The sequence below is a fragment of the Mesorhizobium sp. M0848 genome, from assembly GCF_040319805.1.
Taxonomy (GTDB): domain Bacteria; phylum Pseudomonadota; class Alphaproteobacteria; order Rhizobiales; family Rhizobiaceae; genus Mesorhizobium.
This window is the reverse complement of record NZ_JAMYOM010000004.1, coordinates 182,399-199,163: the sequence shown is the minus strand read 5'-3', so window position 1 is coordinate 199,163 and position 16,765 is coordinate 182,399. Positions and strand designations below refer to the sequence as shown.

General features: G+C 62.7%; 15 protein-coding genes. 9 read left to right on the top strand and 6 right to left on the bottom strand.

The genetic code is table 11. From position 1 onward, the window contains the following. Positions 1-14: 14 nt before the first annotated feature. Positions 15-1,343: a DNA polymerase IV gene (locus NKH95_RS06285; RefSeq protein ID WP_128303383.1), complete on the top strand. Its 1,329-nt coding sequence runs from the start codon at positions 15-17 to the stop codon at positions 1,341-1,343. Here NKH95_RS06285 and NKH95_RS06280 read toward each other — a convergent pair. Next, complete coding sequence (locus tag NKH95_RS06280) at positions 1,340-1,846, bottom strand: hypothetical protein (RefSeq protein ID WP_352440262.1); 507 nt, start codon at positions 1,844-1,846, stop codon at positions 1,340-1,342. The two genes, NKH95_RS06285 and NKH95_RS06280, sit on opposite strands and share 4 nt — an antisense overlap. Positions 1,847-2,043: 197 nt before the next feature. On the opposite strand from NKH95_RS06280, the gene NKH95_RS06275 reads away from it, so the two are divergent. After that, complete coding sequence (locus NKH95_RS06275; protein ID WP_352552931.1) at positions 2,044-2,925, top strand: DMT family transporter; 882 nt, start codon at positions 2,044-2,046, stop codon at positions 2,923-2,925. Positions 2,926-2,937: 12 nt separating this feature from the next. Here NKH95_RS06275 and NKH95_RS06270 read toward each other — a convergent pair whose 3' ends face one another. From NKH95_RS06270 to NKH95_RS06255, 4 genes are all read right to left on the bottom strand, one after another. Continuing rightward, positions 2,938-3,741 carry a potassium channel family protein gene (locus NKH95_RS06270; RefSeq protein WP_128303380.1) on the bottom strand — a complete coding sequence of 268 codons (804 nt, stop codon included), beginning with the start codon at positions 3,739-3,741 and terminating at the stop codon, positions 2,938-2,940. A gap of 67 nt (positions 3,742-3,808) precedes the next feature. Then, positions 3,809-7,336, bottom strand: coding sequence for a DNA polymerase III subunit alpha (gene dnaE, locus NKH95_RS06265; RefSeq protein WP_352891197.1), 3,528 nt, complete (start codon positions 7,334-7,336; stop codon positions 3,809-3,811). Between the two features lie 107 nt (positions 7,337-7,443). Further along, entirely contained in the window at positions 7,444-9,456 is a 2,013-nt protein-coding gene (locus NKH95_RS06260; RefSeq protein WP_352891196.1) for an acetyl-CoA carboxylase biotin carboxylase subunit, read from the bottom strand. A gap of 8 nt (positions 9,457-9,464) precedes the next feature. After that, entirely contained in the window at positions 9,465-9,659 is a 195-nt protein-coding gene (locus NKH95_RS06255; RefSeq protein ID WP_023810524.1) for a hypothetical protein, read from the bottom strand. On the opposite strand from NKH95_RS06255, the gene NKH95_RS06250 reads away from it, so the two are divergent. The 6 genes from NKH95_RS06250 (at position 9,658) to NKH95_RS06225 (ending at position 14,427) form a co-directional block, all read left to right on the top strand. Then, positions 9,658-10,785: an S-(hydroxymethyl)glutathione dehydrogenase/class III alcohol dehydrogenase gene (locus tag NKH95_RS06250; RefSeq protein WP_352891195.1), complete on the top strand. Its 1,128-nt coding sequence runs from the start codon at positions 9,658-9,660 to the stop codon at positions 10,783-10,785. The two genes, NKH95_RS06255 and NKH95_RS06250, sit on opposite strands and share 2 nt — an antisense overlap. 66 nt (positions 10,786-10,851) lie before the next feature. Further along, positions 10,852-11,421, top strand: coding sequence for an S-(hydroxymethyl)glutathione synthase (gene gfa / locus NKH95_RS06245; protein ID WP_352891194.1), 570 nt, complete (start codon positions 10,852-10,854; stop codon positions 11,419-11,421). Positions 11,422-11,486: 65 nt separating this feature from the next. Next, a complete protein-coding gene (locus tag NKH95_RS06240; protein ID WP_127297196.1) occupies positions 11,487-11,954 on the top strand; it encodes a YaiI/YqxD family protein in 468 nt (155 codons plus the stop codon). Between the two features lie 23 nt (positions 11,955-11,977). Next, the gene (locus NKH95_RS06235; RefSeq protein ID WP_127297197.1) at positions 11,978-12,655 is read left to right on the top strand and encodes a DUF1345 domain-containing protein; all 678 of its coding nucleotides are present in this window, start codon (positions 11,978-11,980) and stop codon (positions 12,653-12,655) included. A gap of 97 nt (positions 12,656-12,752) precedes the next feature. After that, complete coding sequence (locus NKH95_RS06230; protein ID WP_352891193.1) at positions 12,753-13,634, top strand: cytochrome b/b6 domain-containing protein; 882 nt, start codon at positions 12,753-12,755, stop codon at positions 13,632-13,634. 1 nt (position 13,635) lies between these two features. After that, positions 13,636-14,427, top strand: a complete 792-nt coding sequence (locus tag NKH95_RS06225; RefSeq protein WP_352793559.1) for a molybdopterin-binding protein — start codon at positions 13,636-13,638, stop codon at positions 14,425-14,427. 40 nt (positions 14,428-14,467) lie between these two features. Here the strand turns inward: NKH95_RS06225 and NKH95_RS06220 are convergent, their stop codons facing one another. Next, entirely contained in the window at positions 14,468-15,262 is a 795-nt protein-coding gene (locus NKH95_RS06220; protein WP_352891192.1) for a maleate cis-trans isomerase family protein, read from the bottom strand. A 221-nt stretch (positions 15,263-15,483) separates the two neighbouring features. Here NKH95_RS06220 and NKH95_RS06215 point away from each other — a divergent pair, with 221 nt between their 5' ends. Next, the gene (locus NKH95_RS06215; protein WP_352796835.1) at positions 15,484-16,764 is read left to right on the top strand and encodes a D-amino acid dehydrogenase; all 1,281 of its coding nucleotides are present in this window, start codon (positions 15,484-15,486) and stop codon (positions 16,762-16,764) included. Position 16,765 lies beyond the last annotated feature (1 nt).

Genomic DNA, 16,765 nt, shown 5'->3' with positions numbered 1-16,765 from the left:
CTTCTGTTCTCTTTATGTTCGCAGCGATGGCGGCCCCTGTCAACAATCCCGATCACGGTTTTTGCCGCGACTGCCTGATGTTTCAGCGCAGCCCGACGCGCCGCTGCGAGCGCTGCGGCAGCCCCCGGCTTGTGCGTCATCCCGAGCTTTACCGGCTGCATCTGGCCCATATCGATTGCGACGCCTTCTATGCGGCGATCGAAAAGCGCGACAATCCGGCGCTCAAGGACAAGCCGCTGATCATCGGCGGCGGCAAGCGCGGCGTCGTCTCCACCGCCTGTTACATCGCCCGCATCCAGGGCGTCCGCTCGGCCATGCCGATGTTCAAGGCGCTCGAAGCCTGCCCGGAGGCGGTCGTCATCAGCCCCAACATGGAAAAATACGTGCGCGTCGGCCGCGAAGTGCGCGCCATGATGCAAGCGCTGACACCGCTGGTCGAGCCGCTGTCGATCGACGAGGCGTTTCTCGACCTCGCCGGCACCGAACGACTGCACGGCCTGCCGCCTGCTGTGGTGCTGGCGCGCTTCGCGCAGGCCGTCGAGAAGGAGATCGGCATCACCGTTTCGGCCGGCCTGTCCTATTGCAAGTTCCTTGCCAAGATTGCGTCTGATTTTCGCAAGCCGCGCGGTTTCTCGGTCATCGGCGAGGCCGAGGCAGTCGGCTTCCTGGCGGCGCAGCCGGTGACCATGATCTGGGGTGTCGGAAAGGCATTCAACGCCACCCTGGAGCGTGACGGCATCCGCACTATCGGCCAGTTGCAGCAGATGGATCGCGGCGACCTGATGCGCCGCTACGGCACGATGGGCGACCGGCTCTACCACCTTTCGCGCGGCGAGGACGTCCGCCGCGTCGATCCCGACCAGGATGCCAAGAGCGTATCGGCCGAAACCACCTTCGACACCGACATCGCGTCGCTAGAGGAACTGGTCGCGGTTCTCAGGGGTCTTTCGGAAAAGGTTTCGGCACGGCTGAAAAAGTCAGGCATTGCCGGGCGCACTGTGGTGCTGAAACTGAAGAGCCAGGATTTCAAGCTGCGCACGCGCAATCGCCAGCTCGGCGATCCGACCCGGCTCGCCGACCGCATCTTTCAGACCGGGGTGGAGCTTCTGCGCAAGGAAACCGACGGCACGAAATATCGGCTGCTCGGCATCGGTGTCAGCGACCTCTCGGACGACGACAAGGCCGACCCGCCCGATCTGGTCGACATCCAATCGCGCAAGCGCGCCATGGCCGAAGGCGCCATCGATGCCCTCCGCGACAAGTTCGGCCGCAAGGCGGTGGAAACCGGCTACACATTCGGCAAGGGCCGCGACGCCCATCCGCCGGAGCCGCTCGAGGATTAGGTGCGCTGCAGATCAATCCTGCTCGTCACCACGCTCTTGCCGGTTTTCGGGTCGGTGTCGATGACGGTCAGCCGCATGCCGTTCTCGCCGCGTTTCTCGACCTTCATCTGCGCCCTTCGGTCGCCATTGACCTCCTTGGCCCAGCGAATGCCCAGGTTGATCGCGTTGCCCGAACGGCTGCCGTTGAGCTGTGCCGGTCCCGTGCGAGAGCCGACATAGGTGCCGCTGTATTTGGCGCCGCTGGCCTTCAGATCCGCGCTGATGGCACGCGTGACCACGACAAGCCCCCGGCAATTGCCGTCGAGCGACAGGGAGGTCGATGTCGCGTTCGAGCTGAACGTGCAGGACACGTTCACGGTCGGCGCATCGGTGGTGACCTTGACGATACCCCTGCCGGCGAAATTGCCCTTGAACGACTGGAGAAATTGCGTCTCGTCGGCATGTGCCGCGCCTGCCGCAACCAGTAAACCGCCGGCAAGCGCGAATTGCGCGAAGGATCTCATCGAAGCTCTCCCTGTCGATCTTCAAAAAGGCGGGACGGTCCGCCAGCACGGCTGACCATCGGGATTCAACGCCACTTGCCGTTTCAGGTTCCGCCCGCCACATGACTGTTTTACAATATCCAGCCAGTCGCGACTGGCCCAGAAGAATGCCTCGCGTAGCGATTGCGGCAGAAGTCCTGGCCTGCGACATAGCGCGAATGGCACCCACACCCTCGATCCCCAAGGCCGCGTTCTGGATGGCGCTGTCGATCGCTTCCTTCCTTGGGATGACGGTCGCCGGCCGAGCCACGACAGCGGAGCTCAACGTCTTCCAGGTGCTGGAGTTGCGCTCTGTGATCGGCTTCTTCATCCTTCTGCCGCTGGTGATGACGAGTGGCGGCTTTCAAGCCATGCGCACGCGGCGCCCCATTGCCCATATCGCCCGCAACGTCATCCACTACACGGGCCAGGCGGCCTGGCTCTACGCCCTCACTTTGATCCCGCTGGCCGTGCTGATCTCGATCGAATTCACCACGCCGATCTGGACAGCTATCCTGGCGGTGATTTTTCTTGACGAAAGGCTCAACCGGCCCAAGCTGGCAGCGATCGGGCTGGGGCTGATCGGCGTGGTGATCATCGTGCGCCCCGGTGTCGGCTCGATCGATCCTGGACATCTCGTCGTGCTGGGTGCCGCGGCCTGCTTCGGCATCTCGGTGGTCACGATCAAATCGCTGACCCGGACGGACAGCGTCGTGCGCATCATCTGCTGGATGCTGATTATCCAGTCGATAGTCGGTCTCATCCCGGCGCTCTATACGTGGCGCAACCCGCCACTGGAGCTGTGGCCATGGATCGTGCTGATCGCCTTCACCGGCATGTCGTCGCATTTCTGCATGGCCCGTGCGCTTGGTCATGCCGACGCGACTATCGTCTCGCCGATGGATTTCCTGCGCGTGCCGCTGTCGGCGCTGATTGGCTGGCTGCTCTATAGCGAGCAGATCGACGCCTTCACCGCTGGTGGCGCGCTGCTGATCCTGATGGGCAATCTGCTCAATCTTCAGCGCAGGCCAATGAAGCCGGCCGAAGTGGCGGCGTCGTAGTCCCGCCGGCCGTCAGTTCCCTTCGTCGGGTATGTTGAGAAGATGGCCGCAGGCTTTGCAATGCACGGCGTCCGGCTCGTGCCGCCGCAGGCCGCACTGCGGGCAGGGAAACAAAACCTTGGCTGGCCGGAAGATCGCCTGAGCCAGTCTGACAAACAGCGATATGCCGATGATCATGGTGACGATTGCCGTCAGCTTGCCGGCCATGCCCGGCAGCACAATGTCGCCGAAGCCGGTCGTCGTCACCGTGGCGACGGTGAAATAAAGCGCGTCGATATAGTTTTCCAGACCGGCGCCAGTGCGGAAGAAGAACGTGTAGACGAAGCCAGTGATGACGAACAGGAAGGTCAAAAGGTTGATGACGGCGTGGCTGGCCTCGCGCCACGGCCGCAGGCCGCGCATCTCCAGATGCCGCCAGAGCGAACCGCTGCGCGACAACGACCACAGCCGCAGGATGCGCAGGAAGGCGAGATTGGCGAACGCCGTCGGCATCAGCAGCGTCAAAAGGATGAAGACATCGACCCACGACGTCGGCTGCTTCATCAGCCGCAGCATGTTTTTGGAGGCAAGCAGCCGGGCGATCAGGTCCGCGGCGACAAGCGCGGCCGCCGAATAGTCGAGCCAGAGGAATGACGGCTTGTCCTGAAGAACCGGCGTCGCGATGAAGAAAGCGATGATGGCGAGGTCGATGACGACGGCCACCAGTTGGAACCGGAAAGCGGCCGGCGTGCGCCCATGATAGAGCCTGCGCAGCCTGTCACGCAGCCGCGCCAAGGCTGAAACCGCCTGCGACCCGTTCCTCTGCGCCGGCTTCATGCTGACTGCGCTGGCGTTCGCGGCAGCGACCGCCAGGCTGATTGCCGCGCGCGAGAAAGAGCGGGGGTCACACCAACTCCACTTCGACCACGCCCGGCACCGCGCGCATCGCCGAGGCGATCTGCGGCGAAATCCGGTAGCGGTTCGGCAGCTCGATCTCGATTTCCCCCTCGCCCTCTTCCTTGATCAGCACGAAGCTGACCTGGCCTTCGCCCCTGACGGTCAGTTGGCCGGCCAGCGTATTGATCGGCGAGGCGTTGCGCACGAAGATGCGAAGTGCCTTCTGGATACGGCTTGCCTCGTCCTCCAGCGACTGCACTGAGTTGATGCGCAGATTGACGCCTTCCGGCCTGTCCTCGGCGGCAACGGTGATGACCACGGAGCGGCCGGCCTCGAGCAGATCGCGATATTGCGCCAGTCCTTCGGAAAACAGCACGGCTTCGTACTGGCCGGATGTGTCAGAAAAGGCGATAACGCCCATCTTGTTGCCGGTGCGCGTCTTGCGCTCCTGCTTGGACGTCACCGTGCCGGCCAGACGGCCGGCGGCGGCACCGCGTTTGACGGCCGCCGAAAACTCGGCCCACGTCTGAACCCGCATCTTCTGCAGGGCCGCCTTGTACTCGTCGAGCGGGTGCGCCGAGAGATAGAAGCCGACCACCTGGAATTCACGGTGCAGCCGATCGGCGGCGAGCCACGGCTCTGTCGCCGGCAGATTGAGTGCCTGCGACTGGGCGCCGAGCGAAGCGCCGAAGATGTCGTGCTGGCCGGAAACCGCATTCTGCTGCGCCAGCGACGCCAGTCCCATCATGCGCTCCACGCCCGCCATCATCGACGCGCGGTCGTGGCCGAAGCAATCGAGCGCACCGGCCATGATCAGGCTTTCGAAGACGCGCTTGCCGACAATCTTGGGATCGACCCGCTCGCAGAAATCAGCAAGGTTCTTGAACGGCTTTTCCCCACGTTGGGCAACGATGTGTTCGACCGCCGCGTCGCCGACGCCTTTGAGCGCCGCCAGCGAATAGTAGATGCGGTTCTCACCGACCTCGAAGGGGCGAAAGCTCGATGTCACCGACGGCGCCAGAACCTCTATGCCGAGGCGTAGCGCGTCCTGGCGGAAATCGGCGAGCTTGTCGGTGTTGCCCATGTCGAGCGTCATCGACGCCGCCAGGAACTCGACCGGATAATGCGCCTTGAGATAGGCGGTCTGGTATGAAACCACCGCGTAGGCGGCGGCATGCGATTTGTTGAAACCATAGTCGGCGAACTTGGCCAGCAGGTCGAAAATGAAGTCGGCTTGCGGCTTGCCGACGCCACGCTCGACAGCGCCGGAGACGAAGCGCTCGCGCTGCTTGTCCATCTCGGCGCGGATCTTCTTGCCCATGGCGCGGCGCAGCAGATCGGCTTCGCCGAGCGAGTAGCCGGACAGCTCCTGCGCGATCTGCATCACCTGTTCCTGGTAGACGATGACGCCTTGCGTCTCCTTCACCAGATGGTCGATCTTGGGATGGATCGACGCCATCTCCTCTTCGCCATGCTTGCGGGCGTTGTAGGTCGGAATGTTCTCCATCGGACCGGGGCGGTAAAGCGCCACCAGCGCAATGATGTCCTCGATGCAGTCGGGCCGCATGCCGATCAGCGCCTTGCGCATGCCGGCGCTTTCCACCTGGAACACGCCGACCACTTCGCCGCGCGACAGCATGGCGTAGGTCTCGGGATCGTCGAGCGGGATCGTTGCCAGGACGATCTCGATGCCGCGCCGGCGGATCAGCTTCACAGCCGTTTCCAGCACCGTCAGCGTCTTGAGCCCGAGGAAGTCGAACTTCACCAGCCCGGCCTGCTCGACATATTTCATGTTGAACTGGGTGACCGGCATGTCCGAGCGCGGATCTCGGTACATCGGCACCAATTCCGACAGCGGCCGGTCGCCGATGACGATGCCGGCGGCGTGCGTCGAGGCGTGGCGGTAAAGGCCCTCCAGCTTCTGCGCCATGTCGAGCAGCGTCTGGACGATCGGCTCCCTCTCGGCCTCTTCGGCAAAGCGCGGCTCGTTGGCGATGGCGTCGGCGAGCTTGACCGGATTGGCCGGGTTCTGCGGCACCATCTTGGACAGCTTGTCGACCTGGCCATAGGGCATCTGCAGGACGCGGCCGACGTCGCGCAGCACGGCGCGAGCCTGCAGCGTACCGAAGGTGATGATCTGGCCGACCTGGTCGCGGCCGTATTTCTGCTGGACGTAGCGGATGACCTCCTCGCGGCGATCCTGGCAGAAGTCGATGTCGAAGTCGGGCATCGACACGCGGTCGGGATTGAGGAAGCGCTCGAACAGCAGCGAGAAGCGCAGCGGATCGATGTCGGTGATAGTCGTCGAATAGGCGACCAGCGAGCCTGCGCCCGAACCGCGGCCCGGCCCGACCGGAATGCCTTGCGCCTTGGCCCATTTGATGAAGTCGGCAACGATCAGGAAGTAGCCGGGAAACTTCATCTTGGTGATAATGCCAAGCTCGAAGTTCAACCGCTCGCGGTATTGCTCGACCGTATAGCCGGCGGTTGGGCCATGCATGGCGAGGCGCGCGTCGAGCCCCTCATGCGCCTGGCGGGCCAGTTCGTCGGCTTCCGCCTGCACGGCGGCGTCATTGTCGGCGACATCGCCGCCGGTGAAGCGCGGCAGGATCGGATTGCGGTTCTTCGGATAATAGGAGCAGCGCAGCGCGATCTCGACAGTGTTGTCGATCGCCTCCGGCAGATCGGCAAAGAGCCTCGCCATATCGGCCTGGCTGCGCAGGAAATTGTCCGGCGACAGCCGGCGACGATTGTCGGCGGCGACGACCGATCCCTCGGCGATGGCGATCAGCGCGTCATGTGCGTCATAGTCGTCACGAGAGGAAAAGAACGCCTCGTTGGTGGCGACCAGGGGCAGTTCATGGGCATACGCCAGATCGATCGAGGATTTTTCGATCACGCGGTCATAACCGGAAACCCGGTCCAACTCGACATAGAGCCGGTCGCCGAACATCTCCTTGAGGGTCAAAAGCCGGGCTTCGGCCAGGTCGCGGCGATCTTCCTTAAGCGCGGTGCCGATCGGTCCGCGCGGCCCACCGCTGAGGCAGATCAATCCGTCACAATAGCCGTCCATCATTTCGGTGGTCAGGTGCACGGCTTCGCCCGGCGGTGTTTCGAGGTAGACGCGACTGACCAGCCTGACCAGATTGGAATAGCCGGCCTCGGTCGCGGCGAGCAGGACGACCGGCCGCATATCCGGGCCCTGCCGCCTGCGGTCGCGCTGGCCATCGCTGTTTTCGCCGGAAAAGGCGAGCGCGGTCTGACAGCCGATGATCGGCTGGATGCCGTCCTTCATCGCCTTCTGCGCGAATTCCAGTGCGCCGAACAGATTGTTGGTGTCGGTGACGGCGATGGCCGGGGCTTCGTCCTTGACCGCGTGAGCCACCACCTTGCCGATCTGCAAGGCGCCTTCCAGCAGGGAATAGGCCGAATGCACGCGCAGATGGACGAAGGGCCGCGCCGGGGCCTCCGGCCGCGCCGCAGCAATCGCTGCTTCGCGCTTCAGGGGATCGCGGGGAAGTTTTTCGTCGGCCATGGCGCTGCGTGAAGGTCCTTGAGTCGATGGAGATGTATTGTCCGGGACCGCGCGATGCCAGTCCAGCACAAACCGCTGCTGATCACAGGCTGCCTGCCCGGCCAGCCTTACGCAAACTCCATGATCACCGCATCCACGGCCAAGCTGTCGCCTGGCTTGGCGTTGAGTTTGGAGACGACAAGGTCGCGTTCAGCACGCAGCACGTTTTCCATCTTCATCGCTTCGACCACCGCCAATGTCTCGCCGGCCTTGACCTCCTGGCCTTCGGCAACGGCAATTGACACGACAAGGCCAGGCATCGGGCAAAGCAGCAGGTTCGACGTGTCCGGCGCCACCTTTTCGGGCATCAGCCTTTCCAGCTCGGCGGTGCGCGGCAGCATGGCGCGCGCGGTCACCGACATGCCCTTCCAGGCAATGCGAAAGCCGTTGGCAACCGGCCTGACCTGAGCCGCGACCTTGCGCGTGCCGACCGTGCCGCGCCAGATCAGATCGCCCGGCCGCCAGTCGGATGCAACGGTCAGCGCCCTGCCGCCCTCGATCGACAGATCGATTTCCATCGGAATGGAAATCATGCCCTCGATGATCGACGCCGACAGATAGTCATCGCCGATCTTTACCACCCAGTCGCGCTTCAGAGCTCCCGAATGCGGCGCCAGCCGCCCGCTCAGCCGGTCGAGCCGGTCACGGCGCAGCAGTTCCACCGCGGTCGCGATCGACGCCAGCACGGCCTTCTCATCGTCGTTCGGTACGACCGGCGCGAAGCCGTCGGGATATTCCTCCGATATGAAAGCGGTCGATATCCGCCCTTCCCGCCAACGCGGATGCTGCATCAAGGCGGCCAGGAACGGAATGTTGTGCTCGATACCGTCGACGACGAAGCTGTCGAGCGCTTCCGACATGGCATCGATGGCCTCCAGACGCGTCGGCGCCCAGGTGCACAGCTTGGCGAGCATCGGGTCGTAGAACATCGAGATTTCGGAGCCTTCGGTGACGCCGGTGTCGTTGCGGATGACGACATCGCCGAATTGTCCTTCCTCAGGCGGCCGGTAGCGCGTCAGTCGGCCGATCGAAGGCAGGAAGTTGCGGTAAGGGTCTTCGGCGTAGAGCCGGCTCTCCACCGCCCAGCCGTTCAGCTTGATGTCGCTTTGCTTCAGGCCAAGCTTTTCGCCGGCGGCGACGCGGATCATCTGCTCGACCAGATCGATGCCGGTGACGAGCTCCGTCACCGGATGCTCGACCTGCAATCGTGTATTCATTTCAAGGAAATAGAAGTTCTTGTCCTTGTCGACGATGAATTCGACCGTGCCGGCGCTCTGGTAGTCGACGGCCTTGGCCAGCGCCACCGACTGCTCGCCCATGGCCTTCCGTGTCGCGGCGTCCAGGAATGGCGATGGAGCCTCTTCGGCGACCTTCTGATTGCGTCGCTGGATCGAGCATTCGCGCTCGCCGAGATAGAGCGCGTTGCCATGCGCATCGGCCAGCACCTGGATTTCGATGTGGCGCGGATCGACGACGAATTTCTCGATGAAGAGACGATCGTCGCCGAACGAGCTCTTGGCTTCCGAGCGCGCGCGGTCGAAGCCGTCGCGCACTTCGGCCTCGCTCCAGGCGATGCGCATGCCCTTGCCGCCGCCGCCGGCCGAAGCCTTGATCATCACGGGATAACCGATCTCGCCGGCGATCTTTTCGGCATGGTCGGCATTCTCGATGACGCCGAGCCAGCCGGGCACGGTGGAAACCTTGGCGGCGTTGGCGAACTTCTTCGATTCGATCTTATCGCCCATCGCCTTGATCGCCTTGGGCTTCGGGCCGATGAAAATGATGCCTTCCGCTTCCAGCGCTTCACAGAAAGCCGCCCGCTCGGACAGGAATCCGTAGCCGGGATGCACGGCCTGGGCTCCCGTTTCCTTGCAGGCGGCGATGATCTTTTCCGGGACGAGATAGCTCAGCGCGGCTGGCGAAGGCCCGATATGCACCGCCTCGTCGGCCATCTCGACATGCACGGCATCGCGATCGGCATCGGAATAGACGGCAACCGTGGCGATACCCATCTTGCGCGCCGTCTTGATGACGCGGCAGGCAATTTCGCCGCGATTGGCGATCAGGATTTTCGTGAACATGCGAAATGTCATCCCCTCGGGTCGGCCGTTCCTTTTATGGCCTGTGCTTGCAGGGTCAAGCCGACCATGCAATTCACTGCCTTCCAATCGATCTGCGATTCCAATTCACCGCTGTGGACCAGTCCTGGCACCAGGTTCCGGTTGATCGTGTCGATAAAACCTGAAACCTTGGAAAAAAATTCGCATTGGAGGAACTGCCCCATGAAAACCCGCGCCGCTGTCGCTGTCGCCGCCGGAAAGCCGCTGGAGATCATGGAGGTCGATCTCGACGGCCCACGCGAGGGCGAGGTGCTGGTCGAGATCAAGGCGACCGGCATCTGCCACACCGACGAATTCACGCTGTCTGGCGCCGATCCGGAAGGCCTGTTTCCAGCCATCCTCGGCCATGAGGGCGCCGGCGTCGTCGTCGATGTCGGCAAGGGCGTCACCTCGCTCAAGAAGGGCGACCACGTCATCCCGCTCTATACGCCCGAATGTCGCCAGTGCCATTCCTGCCTGTCGCGAAAGACCAATCTGTGCACGGCCATCCGCGCCACGCAGGGCCAGGGGCTGATGCCGGACGGTTCATCGCGCTTCTCGATCGGCAAGGACAAGATCTTTCACTATATGGGCTGCTCGACTTTCTCCAACTTCACCGTGCTGCCCGAGATCGCGCTGGCCAAGGTCAACCCCGACGCCCCCTTCGACAAGATCTGCTACATCGGCTGCGGCGTGACTACGGGCATCGGTGCGGTTATCAACACCGCCAAGGTCGAGATCGGCGCGACAGCCGCGGTCTTCGGCCTCGGCGGCATCGGCCTCAACGTAATCCAGGGGCTAAAACTTGCCGGCGCCGACATGATCATCGGTGTCGACCTGAACAACGACAAGAAGGAATGGGGCGAAAGATTCGGCATGACGCATTTCGTCAATCCGAAGGAGATCGACGGCGATGTCGTGCCCCACCTCGTCAACATGACCAAGCGCGGCGCCGACCAGATCGGCGGCGCCGACTACACATTCGACTGCACGGGCAGCACCAAGGTCATGCGCCAGGCGCTGGAAGCCTCGCATCGCGGCTGGGGCAAATCGGTCGTCATCGGTGTGGCCGGTGCCGGCCAGGAGATTTCCACACGGCCGTTCCAGCTGGTCACCGGGCGCACCTGGATGGGCACCGCCTTCGGCGGCGCACGCGGCCGCACCGACGTGCCGAAGATCGTCGACTGGTACATGGACGGCAAGATCCAGATCGACCCGATGATCACCCACACGCTGAAGCTCGAGGACATCAACAAGGGTTTTGATCTCATGCATGAGGGCAAATCGATCAGGAGTGTCGTGGTTTACTGAGCAAGACCACAAGTCGCCGACCAGCCGGCCTGCGACTTCTGGGTTCACAACTGGGAGGAAAAAAGAATGCCGGAAAAACTGCATCCGAAAATCGACAATGGACTGCCCCGGGAAAGCGCCAGCTTTGCCGGCGGCACGCTGGTCTGCGCCTGCACCAGCAAGCCGGTCAGGGTGAAGGTCAAAGGCCAGATCGCCCACAACCACGCCTGCGGCTGCACAAAGTGCTGGAAGCCGGAGGGCGCGGTGTTCTCGGTCGTTGCCGTTGCCGGCACCGGCGACGTCACCGTCACCGAGAATGGTGACAAGCTGAAGGTGGTCGACCCCTCGGCGCTGATCCAGCGCCATGCCTGCACCGGCTGCGGGGTGCACATGCACGGACCGGTCGAGCGCGACCACCCGTTCAAGGGCCTGTCCTTCATCCATCCCGAGCGCTTCGAGGAGGACGGCTGGTCGCCTCCGGGCTTCACTGCCTTTGTCTCGTCGATCATCGAATCCGGTGTCGATCCAAAGCGGATGGACGGCATCCGTTCGCAGCTGAAGACGATCGGGCTCGAACCCTATGACTGCCTCAATCCCGGACTGATGGACTATATCGCAACCTGGACGGCGAAGAAGTCCGGCGCCTTGCCGGCCTGACTATCGTGAGATTTCAGGGTATGGGGCCGGACAGGTTTCCGGCCCCTGCTCGTTCTGGAGAGACAATGCCCTCACCCGCCATTCTCGTCGATGCCGACGCCTGCCCGGTCAAGGCCGAGGTCGAAAAAGTGGCCGACCGGCATGGCGTCGTTGTCACCTACGTCTCCAATGGCGGCCTGCGGCCATCGCGCGATCCGATGATCCGCAATGTCGTCGTCTCAAAGGGCGCCGATGCCGCCGACGACTGGATCGTCGACAATGCGCGGACCAACGACATTGTGATCACCGCCGACATTCCGCTGGCCGCCCGCGCGGTGGCGCTCGGTGCGCATGTGCTTGGACCGACCGGGCGCCCCTTCACGCCGGAAACGATCGGCATGGCGGTGGCGATGCGCGACCTAAAGCAGCATCTGCGCGAGACCGGCGAAAGCAAGGGCTACAATGCCAGCTTCGCCCCGCAGGACCGGTCGCGGTTTCTCGGCGAACTCGACCGCATCTTGCGGCGGGCCGTGAAATCAGCCACACCGGATTAGCGCTATCCAGGGCTGGAACCACCATGGCCGCCGAAGCTCCGATAGACAAACCCATTCAGCGCCACATGCTGTTCGCTGTGTCGGCCTGCGTTGGCGTTTTTGCGCTTCTCGTGGCGTTGCTGCTGCACGCCCCGCTTGCCTATTCGATCGGCGCCAACGCGTTCTTTGCCGCCTATGTCATTCTCGTCGTCGCCCAGATGCCGAAGTTCACCGGCAGGTATCTGAGCAGGAATGCGCGTGCCACGGACCAGCCTGTGCTGGTCATCTTCGCTGTGACGCTTGTCGTCGTCGGCGTTGCCGTTATCTCATTGTTCCTGCTGATCAATCAGAAGGACAGAAGCCATCCCGTCGAGCTCACCTTCGCGCTGCTGTCGATCCCGCTCGGCTGGTTCACCATTCATGCCATGGCAGCGCTCCATTATGCCCATGTCTACTGGATGGACGGCGATGCGGTGGATGCCGAGACCAGGAAGAAAATCCCTGTCGGCGGACTGCTGTTTCCGGGCGACAAACGGCCGGAGGGCTGGGACTTCCTGTACTTCTCGACGGTGATCGGCATGACGGCACAGACCGCCGATACCAACATCTCGACAACGCATATGCGTCGTGTCGTGCTTGTCCATTCGATCCTGTCGTTTTTCTTCAACACGGTCATCGTCGCCGCCGCCGTCAATCTCGCCGTCAGCTTGGGCGGTCCGTAATAAATCCGTGATCGGATGAAACATCGGTTTGGATCGCGACGTATCAGGAGGACAATGAACGCGCAGGCCATGCCGCGAGGCCGGGAGACGAAACACGATGGAATCCGTTGCCAGAAGCCAATCCGCCGCCGATCGAGGCGCTTCTGCGTCGAACGACAAAACGCTGATTTACCGGCAGTCGCGCTGGACGCGGCTGACGCATTGGCTATGGGCTATCTCTTTGTTCTTCATGCTGCTGTCAGGCCTGCAGATCTTTAATGCCCGTCCGCAGCTCTATATCGGCAAAGAATCGGGCTTCGAATACAACAACACCATCTTCGCCATCGGCGCTGAGAATTCCGACGCGGGTCCGCGCGGCTACACGGAAATCTTCGGCAAGCGCTTCGACACGACTGGCGTGCTCGGCTGGTCGGGTCCGGCCGGCCAGGAGACGTCCCGCGCCTTTCCGTCCTGGGCGACCATCCCGTCCTACTATGATCTCGGCACCGCGCGCGTCATCCATTTCTTCTTTGCCTGGATACTCACCACGACGTTGATCGTCTGGTTTGTCGCCAGCACCGTGAACGGCCATCTGCGGCGCGATCTCGCGCCACGCCTCGACGATTTGAAACGATTGCCGCAAGACATCGTCGACCACGCCAAGCTCAAATTCCACCACGCGCGCGAATACAACACGCTGCAGAAGATGGCCTATGGCGGCGTGCTGTTCGTGCTGTTGCCGCTGATGATCATCACCGGCCTGGCGATGTCGCCGAGCATGAATTCGGTGCTGCCGTTCCTCAACGATCTGCTCGGTGGCCGGCAGACGGCACGCACCATCCATTTCACCGTCATGGTGCTGCTGGTCGCCTTCTTCGTCGTCCATATCCTGATGATCCTGGCCGCCGGCCCGATCAACGAACTGCGGTCGATCATCACCGGCTGGTATCGCACCGATCCTCCCGCACAGGACGACAAACCCGTCGAGAGGAGTGCCTGACATGGCAAAATTCCAGATCAGCCGCCGCACATTCCTGACCGGTGCCAGCCTTGGCGGCTCCGGCATCATGCTGTCGAGCTGCGACGCCTTCGACAGTCAGCTAGGTGTCGGCAGCGGCCTGCGAAGTTTCCTCGAAAACGCCAATGGCCTGACCTATCGCGCACAGCGGCTGCTTGCCGGAAGTGACGCGCTGGCCCCGGAATTCACCGAGGCCGACATCCGCCAGCCGCAGCGGCCGAATGGTGTGACGGCTCCCGATGACGATGTCTACAAGGGCTTGCTCGCCAACAACTTCGCCGACTGGCGACTGGAGGTTTCAGGCCTTGTCGAGAAGCCGCTGTCGCTCAGCCGCGAGCAACTCCAGAATATGCCGAGCCGCACCCAGATCACGCGCCATGACTGCGTCGAAGGCTGGAGTTGCATCGCCAAATGGACCGGCACGCCGCTGTCGCTGGTGCTGGACCAGGCGGTGGTCAAACCGCAGGCGCGCTACGTCATGTTCCATTGCCTCGACACGATCGACCGCAGCCTGTCGGGCGACATCAAATATTACGGCAGCATCGACCTGATCGATGCCCGTCACCCGCAGACGATCCTCGCCTATGGCCTGAACGGCAAGCCGCTGCCGGTCGAGAACGGCGCGCCGCTGCGGGTTCGCGTCGAGCGCCAACTCGGCTACAAGATGCCGAAATATCTCTACAAGATCGAGCTGGTCGACGGCTTCGCCACTGTCGGCGGCGGTCGCGGCGGCTATTGGGAAGACAATGGTTATGACTGGTACGGCGGAATCTGAATCGCACACCGCAAACGCTGCGGCCCCAAAGATGGCCAACCTATAGCGAGCGGCGAAACAGTTCGCCCTTTCCGGCGATCTGCTCGCCAATGCCGCCGAGCCGCAGCATGTGCCAGGCAAGGGCGTGATTGCTCGAGGTTACCGGTTTCCCCAGTTCCTTCTCGACCTCCTCGATGATGCGGGCAACGCGCATGCTCGTGCAGGAAACAAACACCGCCTCACAGTCGCTCGACGCGCCGATCTCCAAAATGGCCTGCTTGACCGATGCCGGCGTGATGCGTGCAACGACATTGTCGTCCGCCTCGTTGAAGGAGCCCATGACCGGAATATCCATCCCCCGCGCCATCCGCGATGCCCGCAAGGAATGATTGATTTTCGCCAAATAAGGGGTGAGCAACGCGATCCGCGAAACGCCCAGGGCCTTCAGCGCCGCCCGCGCCGCCGTCACCGGGTTGGTCACTTGCACGCCCGGCAGCACCTCGTGAACGCGTTCGGCGACCTTGTCCTCGCCGATAACCAGCGCTCCCGAGGTGCAGGCAAAACCGATCACATCGAACTTGACGTCCGGCAAGAGCCCGACAGTTCCCGGAATCACGGCCGACATCTTCATCAGGTTTTCAGGCGTGATCTCGACATCACTGTAGAGCCGCGCCTCGTACAGCGCGATGGCGCGCGCGGGCAGCGCATAGCGGAATTCATCCTCGATGGTCTGGTCGGTCCGAAGGACGAGCAGGCCGAGATTGGCGCGGGTGCCGATGCCGTCGTCGGTCGTGAAGGGAATGTGTTCCTTGTCGAGGACAAGCGTGTCGTCGGCGCGGCTAAGCGGGGCGTCCATGGCACAGTCCCCTTCCTGATGCCAATCAGAATTGTCGACAATAGAAACGACAACTTTGCCAAACGTGTCAAGAGCTCCGTTCGAATTTTGGCAACCGAGAAATGCCGGAATTTCGCTCTGTCTGAACGGTGAATCGATCGTCGACCCACGTGCCGTTGACAATGACCAGCGTCTTCCTATTGAATTGTCGACAATAGAAACGACAACCATTCGGGACAGCGATGCGCGTATTGATCTTGGGCGGCGGCGTTGTCGGGATCACCACGGCCTATCAGTTGCAAAAGGACGGCCACGCGGTCACCGTTCTCGAGCAGGCACCGCAGGTGGCCGAGGGCGCGAGCTGGGCAAATGCCGGCATGATCGCGCCCGGCCATTCCTTCGTCTGGTCATCGCCAGCCGCGCCAAAAATCCTGCTGAAGTCGCTTTTCCTGAAGGACCAGGCGCTTCGCTTCAAACTTTCCGCCGACCCGCATCTCTACAGCTGGTCGCTGCGCTTCCTCATGCAATGCACGGCCGCCAAAGCACGTCGCAACACTCTGCTCAAACACCGGCTTGCAGTCCATTCCCAATCGGTCCTGCAGGCGGTCGTCAGGGAAGAGGCGATCCCGTACGACAGGACGTCGGACGGCATTCTTTATTTCCACCGCAGCCATCAGGCGCTCGACAAGGGCGTCGCCAACATGCGCCTGCTGGAAGCCGACGGCCAGGAGATCCGCATCGTAGACGCGCAGGAAATCGTTGACCGCGAGCCGGCGCTGGCTTCGTCGCGCGACAACATTGCCGGCGGCGTATTGTGTCCGACCGACGAAACCGGCGACGCCGCCAAGTTCACGCGCGCGCTGGCGGCCATCGTCGAAAATAGGGGCGGCAAGATCCTGACAGGGACCAGGATCGTGGGGATCGAACGCAGAAAGGAAACGATCACCAAGGTCGTCACCGACAAGGGAGAGTTTCTGGCCGACACCTACGTTCTGTGTCTCGGCGCCGAGAGCCCCGTCCTCGCCCGCAAGATCGGCCTTGGTCTGCCGATCTACCCGGTCAAGGGATATTCCCTGACCATTCCCATCGTCGATCGGGCGCTGGCTCCAAAACTCCCTGTCATCGATGAGCACAACCTCGTCGCCATCACGCCGATGGGCGATCGCATCCGCGTGACCGCCACCGCGGAATTCGCAGGCTATGATCGCAGCCACAAGCCTTCGGATTTCGCCTTCATGAAGCGCGTCACGCAGGACCTGTTCCCGCGCGGCATCGCCTATGATCGCGCCGAGATGCGGGCCTGCCTGAGGCCCATGACGCCCGACAACCTGCCGATCCTCGGCCTGCGCAACATCAAAAATCTCTGGCTGAACACCGGCCACGGTCATATCGGGTGGACCATGGCACATGGATCGGCCCGCATCGTCGCCGATCTGATCGCCGGCCGGGCGGCACCAATCGCCCTCGATGACATCCTTCCCACACGGGCGCGGTTCGCCGAACCAAGCGCCGCAAAGGCTTGAC

Excerpts from the sequence above, each read along its gene's own strand:
- NKH95_RS06280 (WP_352440262.1), bottom strand. The coding sequence starts at position 1,846 with ATGAGATCCTTCGCGCAATTCGCGCTTGCCGGCGGTTTACTGGTTGCG.
- NKH95_RS06270 (WP_128303380.1), bottom strand. The coding sequence starts at position 3,741 with ATGAAGCCGGCGCAGAGGAACGGGTCGCAGGCGGTTTCAGCCTTGGCG.
- dnaE (WP_352891197.1), bottom strand. The coding sequence starts at position 7,336 with ATGGCCGACGAAAAACTTCCCCGCGATCCCCTGAAGCGCGAAGCAGCG.
- gfa (WP_352891194.1), top strand. The coding sequence starts at position 10,852 with ATGCCGGAAAAACTGCATCCGAAAATCGACAATGGACTGCCCCGGGAA.
- NKH95_RS06285 (WP_128303383.1), top strand. The coding sequence starts at position 15 with ATGTTCGCAGCGATGGCGGCCCCTGTCAACAATCCCGATCACGGTTTT.
- NKH95_RS06225 (WP_352793559.1), top strand. The coding sequence starts at position 13,636 with ATGGCAAAATTCCAGATCAGCCGCCGCACATTCCTGACCGGTGCCAGC.
- NKH95_RS06220 (WP_352891192.1), bottom strand. The coding sequence starts at position 15,262 with ATGGACGCCCCGCTTAGCCGCGCCGACGACACGCTTGTCCTCGACAAG.
- NKH95_RS06275 (WP_352552931.1), top strand. The coding sequence starts at position 2,044 with ATGGCACCCACACCCTCGATCCCCAAGGCCGCGTTCTGGATGGCGCTG.
- NKH95_RS06260 (WP_352891196.1), bottom strand. The coding sequence starts at position 9,456 with ATGTTCACGAAAATCCTGATCGCCAATCGCGGCGAAATTGCCTGCCGC.
- NKH95_RS06250 (WP_352891195.1), top strand. The coding sequence starts at position 9,658 with ATGAAAACCCGCGCCGCTGTCGCTGTCGCCGCCGGAAAGCCGCTGGAG.
- NKH95_RS06215 (WP_352796835.1), top strand. The coding sequence starts at position 15,484 with ATGCGCGTATTGATCTTGGGCGGCGGCGTTGTCGGGATCACCACGGCC.
- NKH95_RS06235 (WP_127297197.1), top strand. The coding sequence starts at position 11,978 with ATGGCCGCCGAAGCTCCGATAGACAAACCCATTCAGCGCCACATGCTG.
- NKH95_RS06240 (WP_127297196.1), top strand. The coding sequence starts at position 11,487 with ATGCCCTCACCCGCCATTCTCGTCGATGCCGACGCCTGCCCGGTCAAG.
- NKH95_RS06255 (WP_023810524.1), bottom strand. The coding sequence starts at position 9,659 with ATGGGGCAGTTCCTCCAATGCGAATTTTTTTCCAAGGTTTCAGGTTTT.
- NKH95_RS06230 (WP_352891193.1), top strand. The coding sequence starts at position 12,753 with ATGGAATCCGTTGCCAGAAGCCAATCCGCCGCCGATCGAGGCGCTTCT.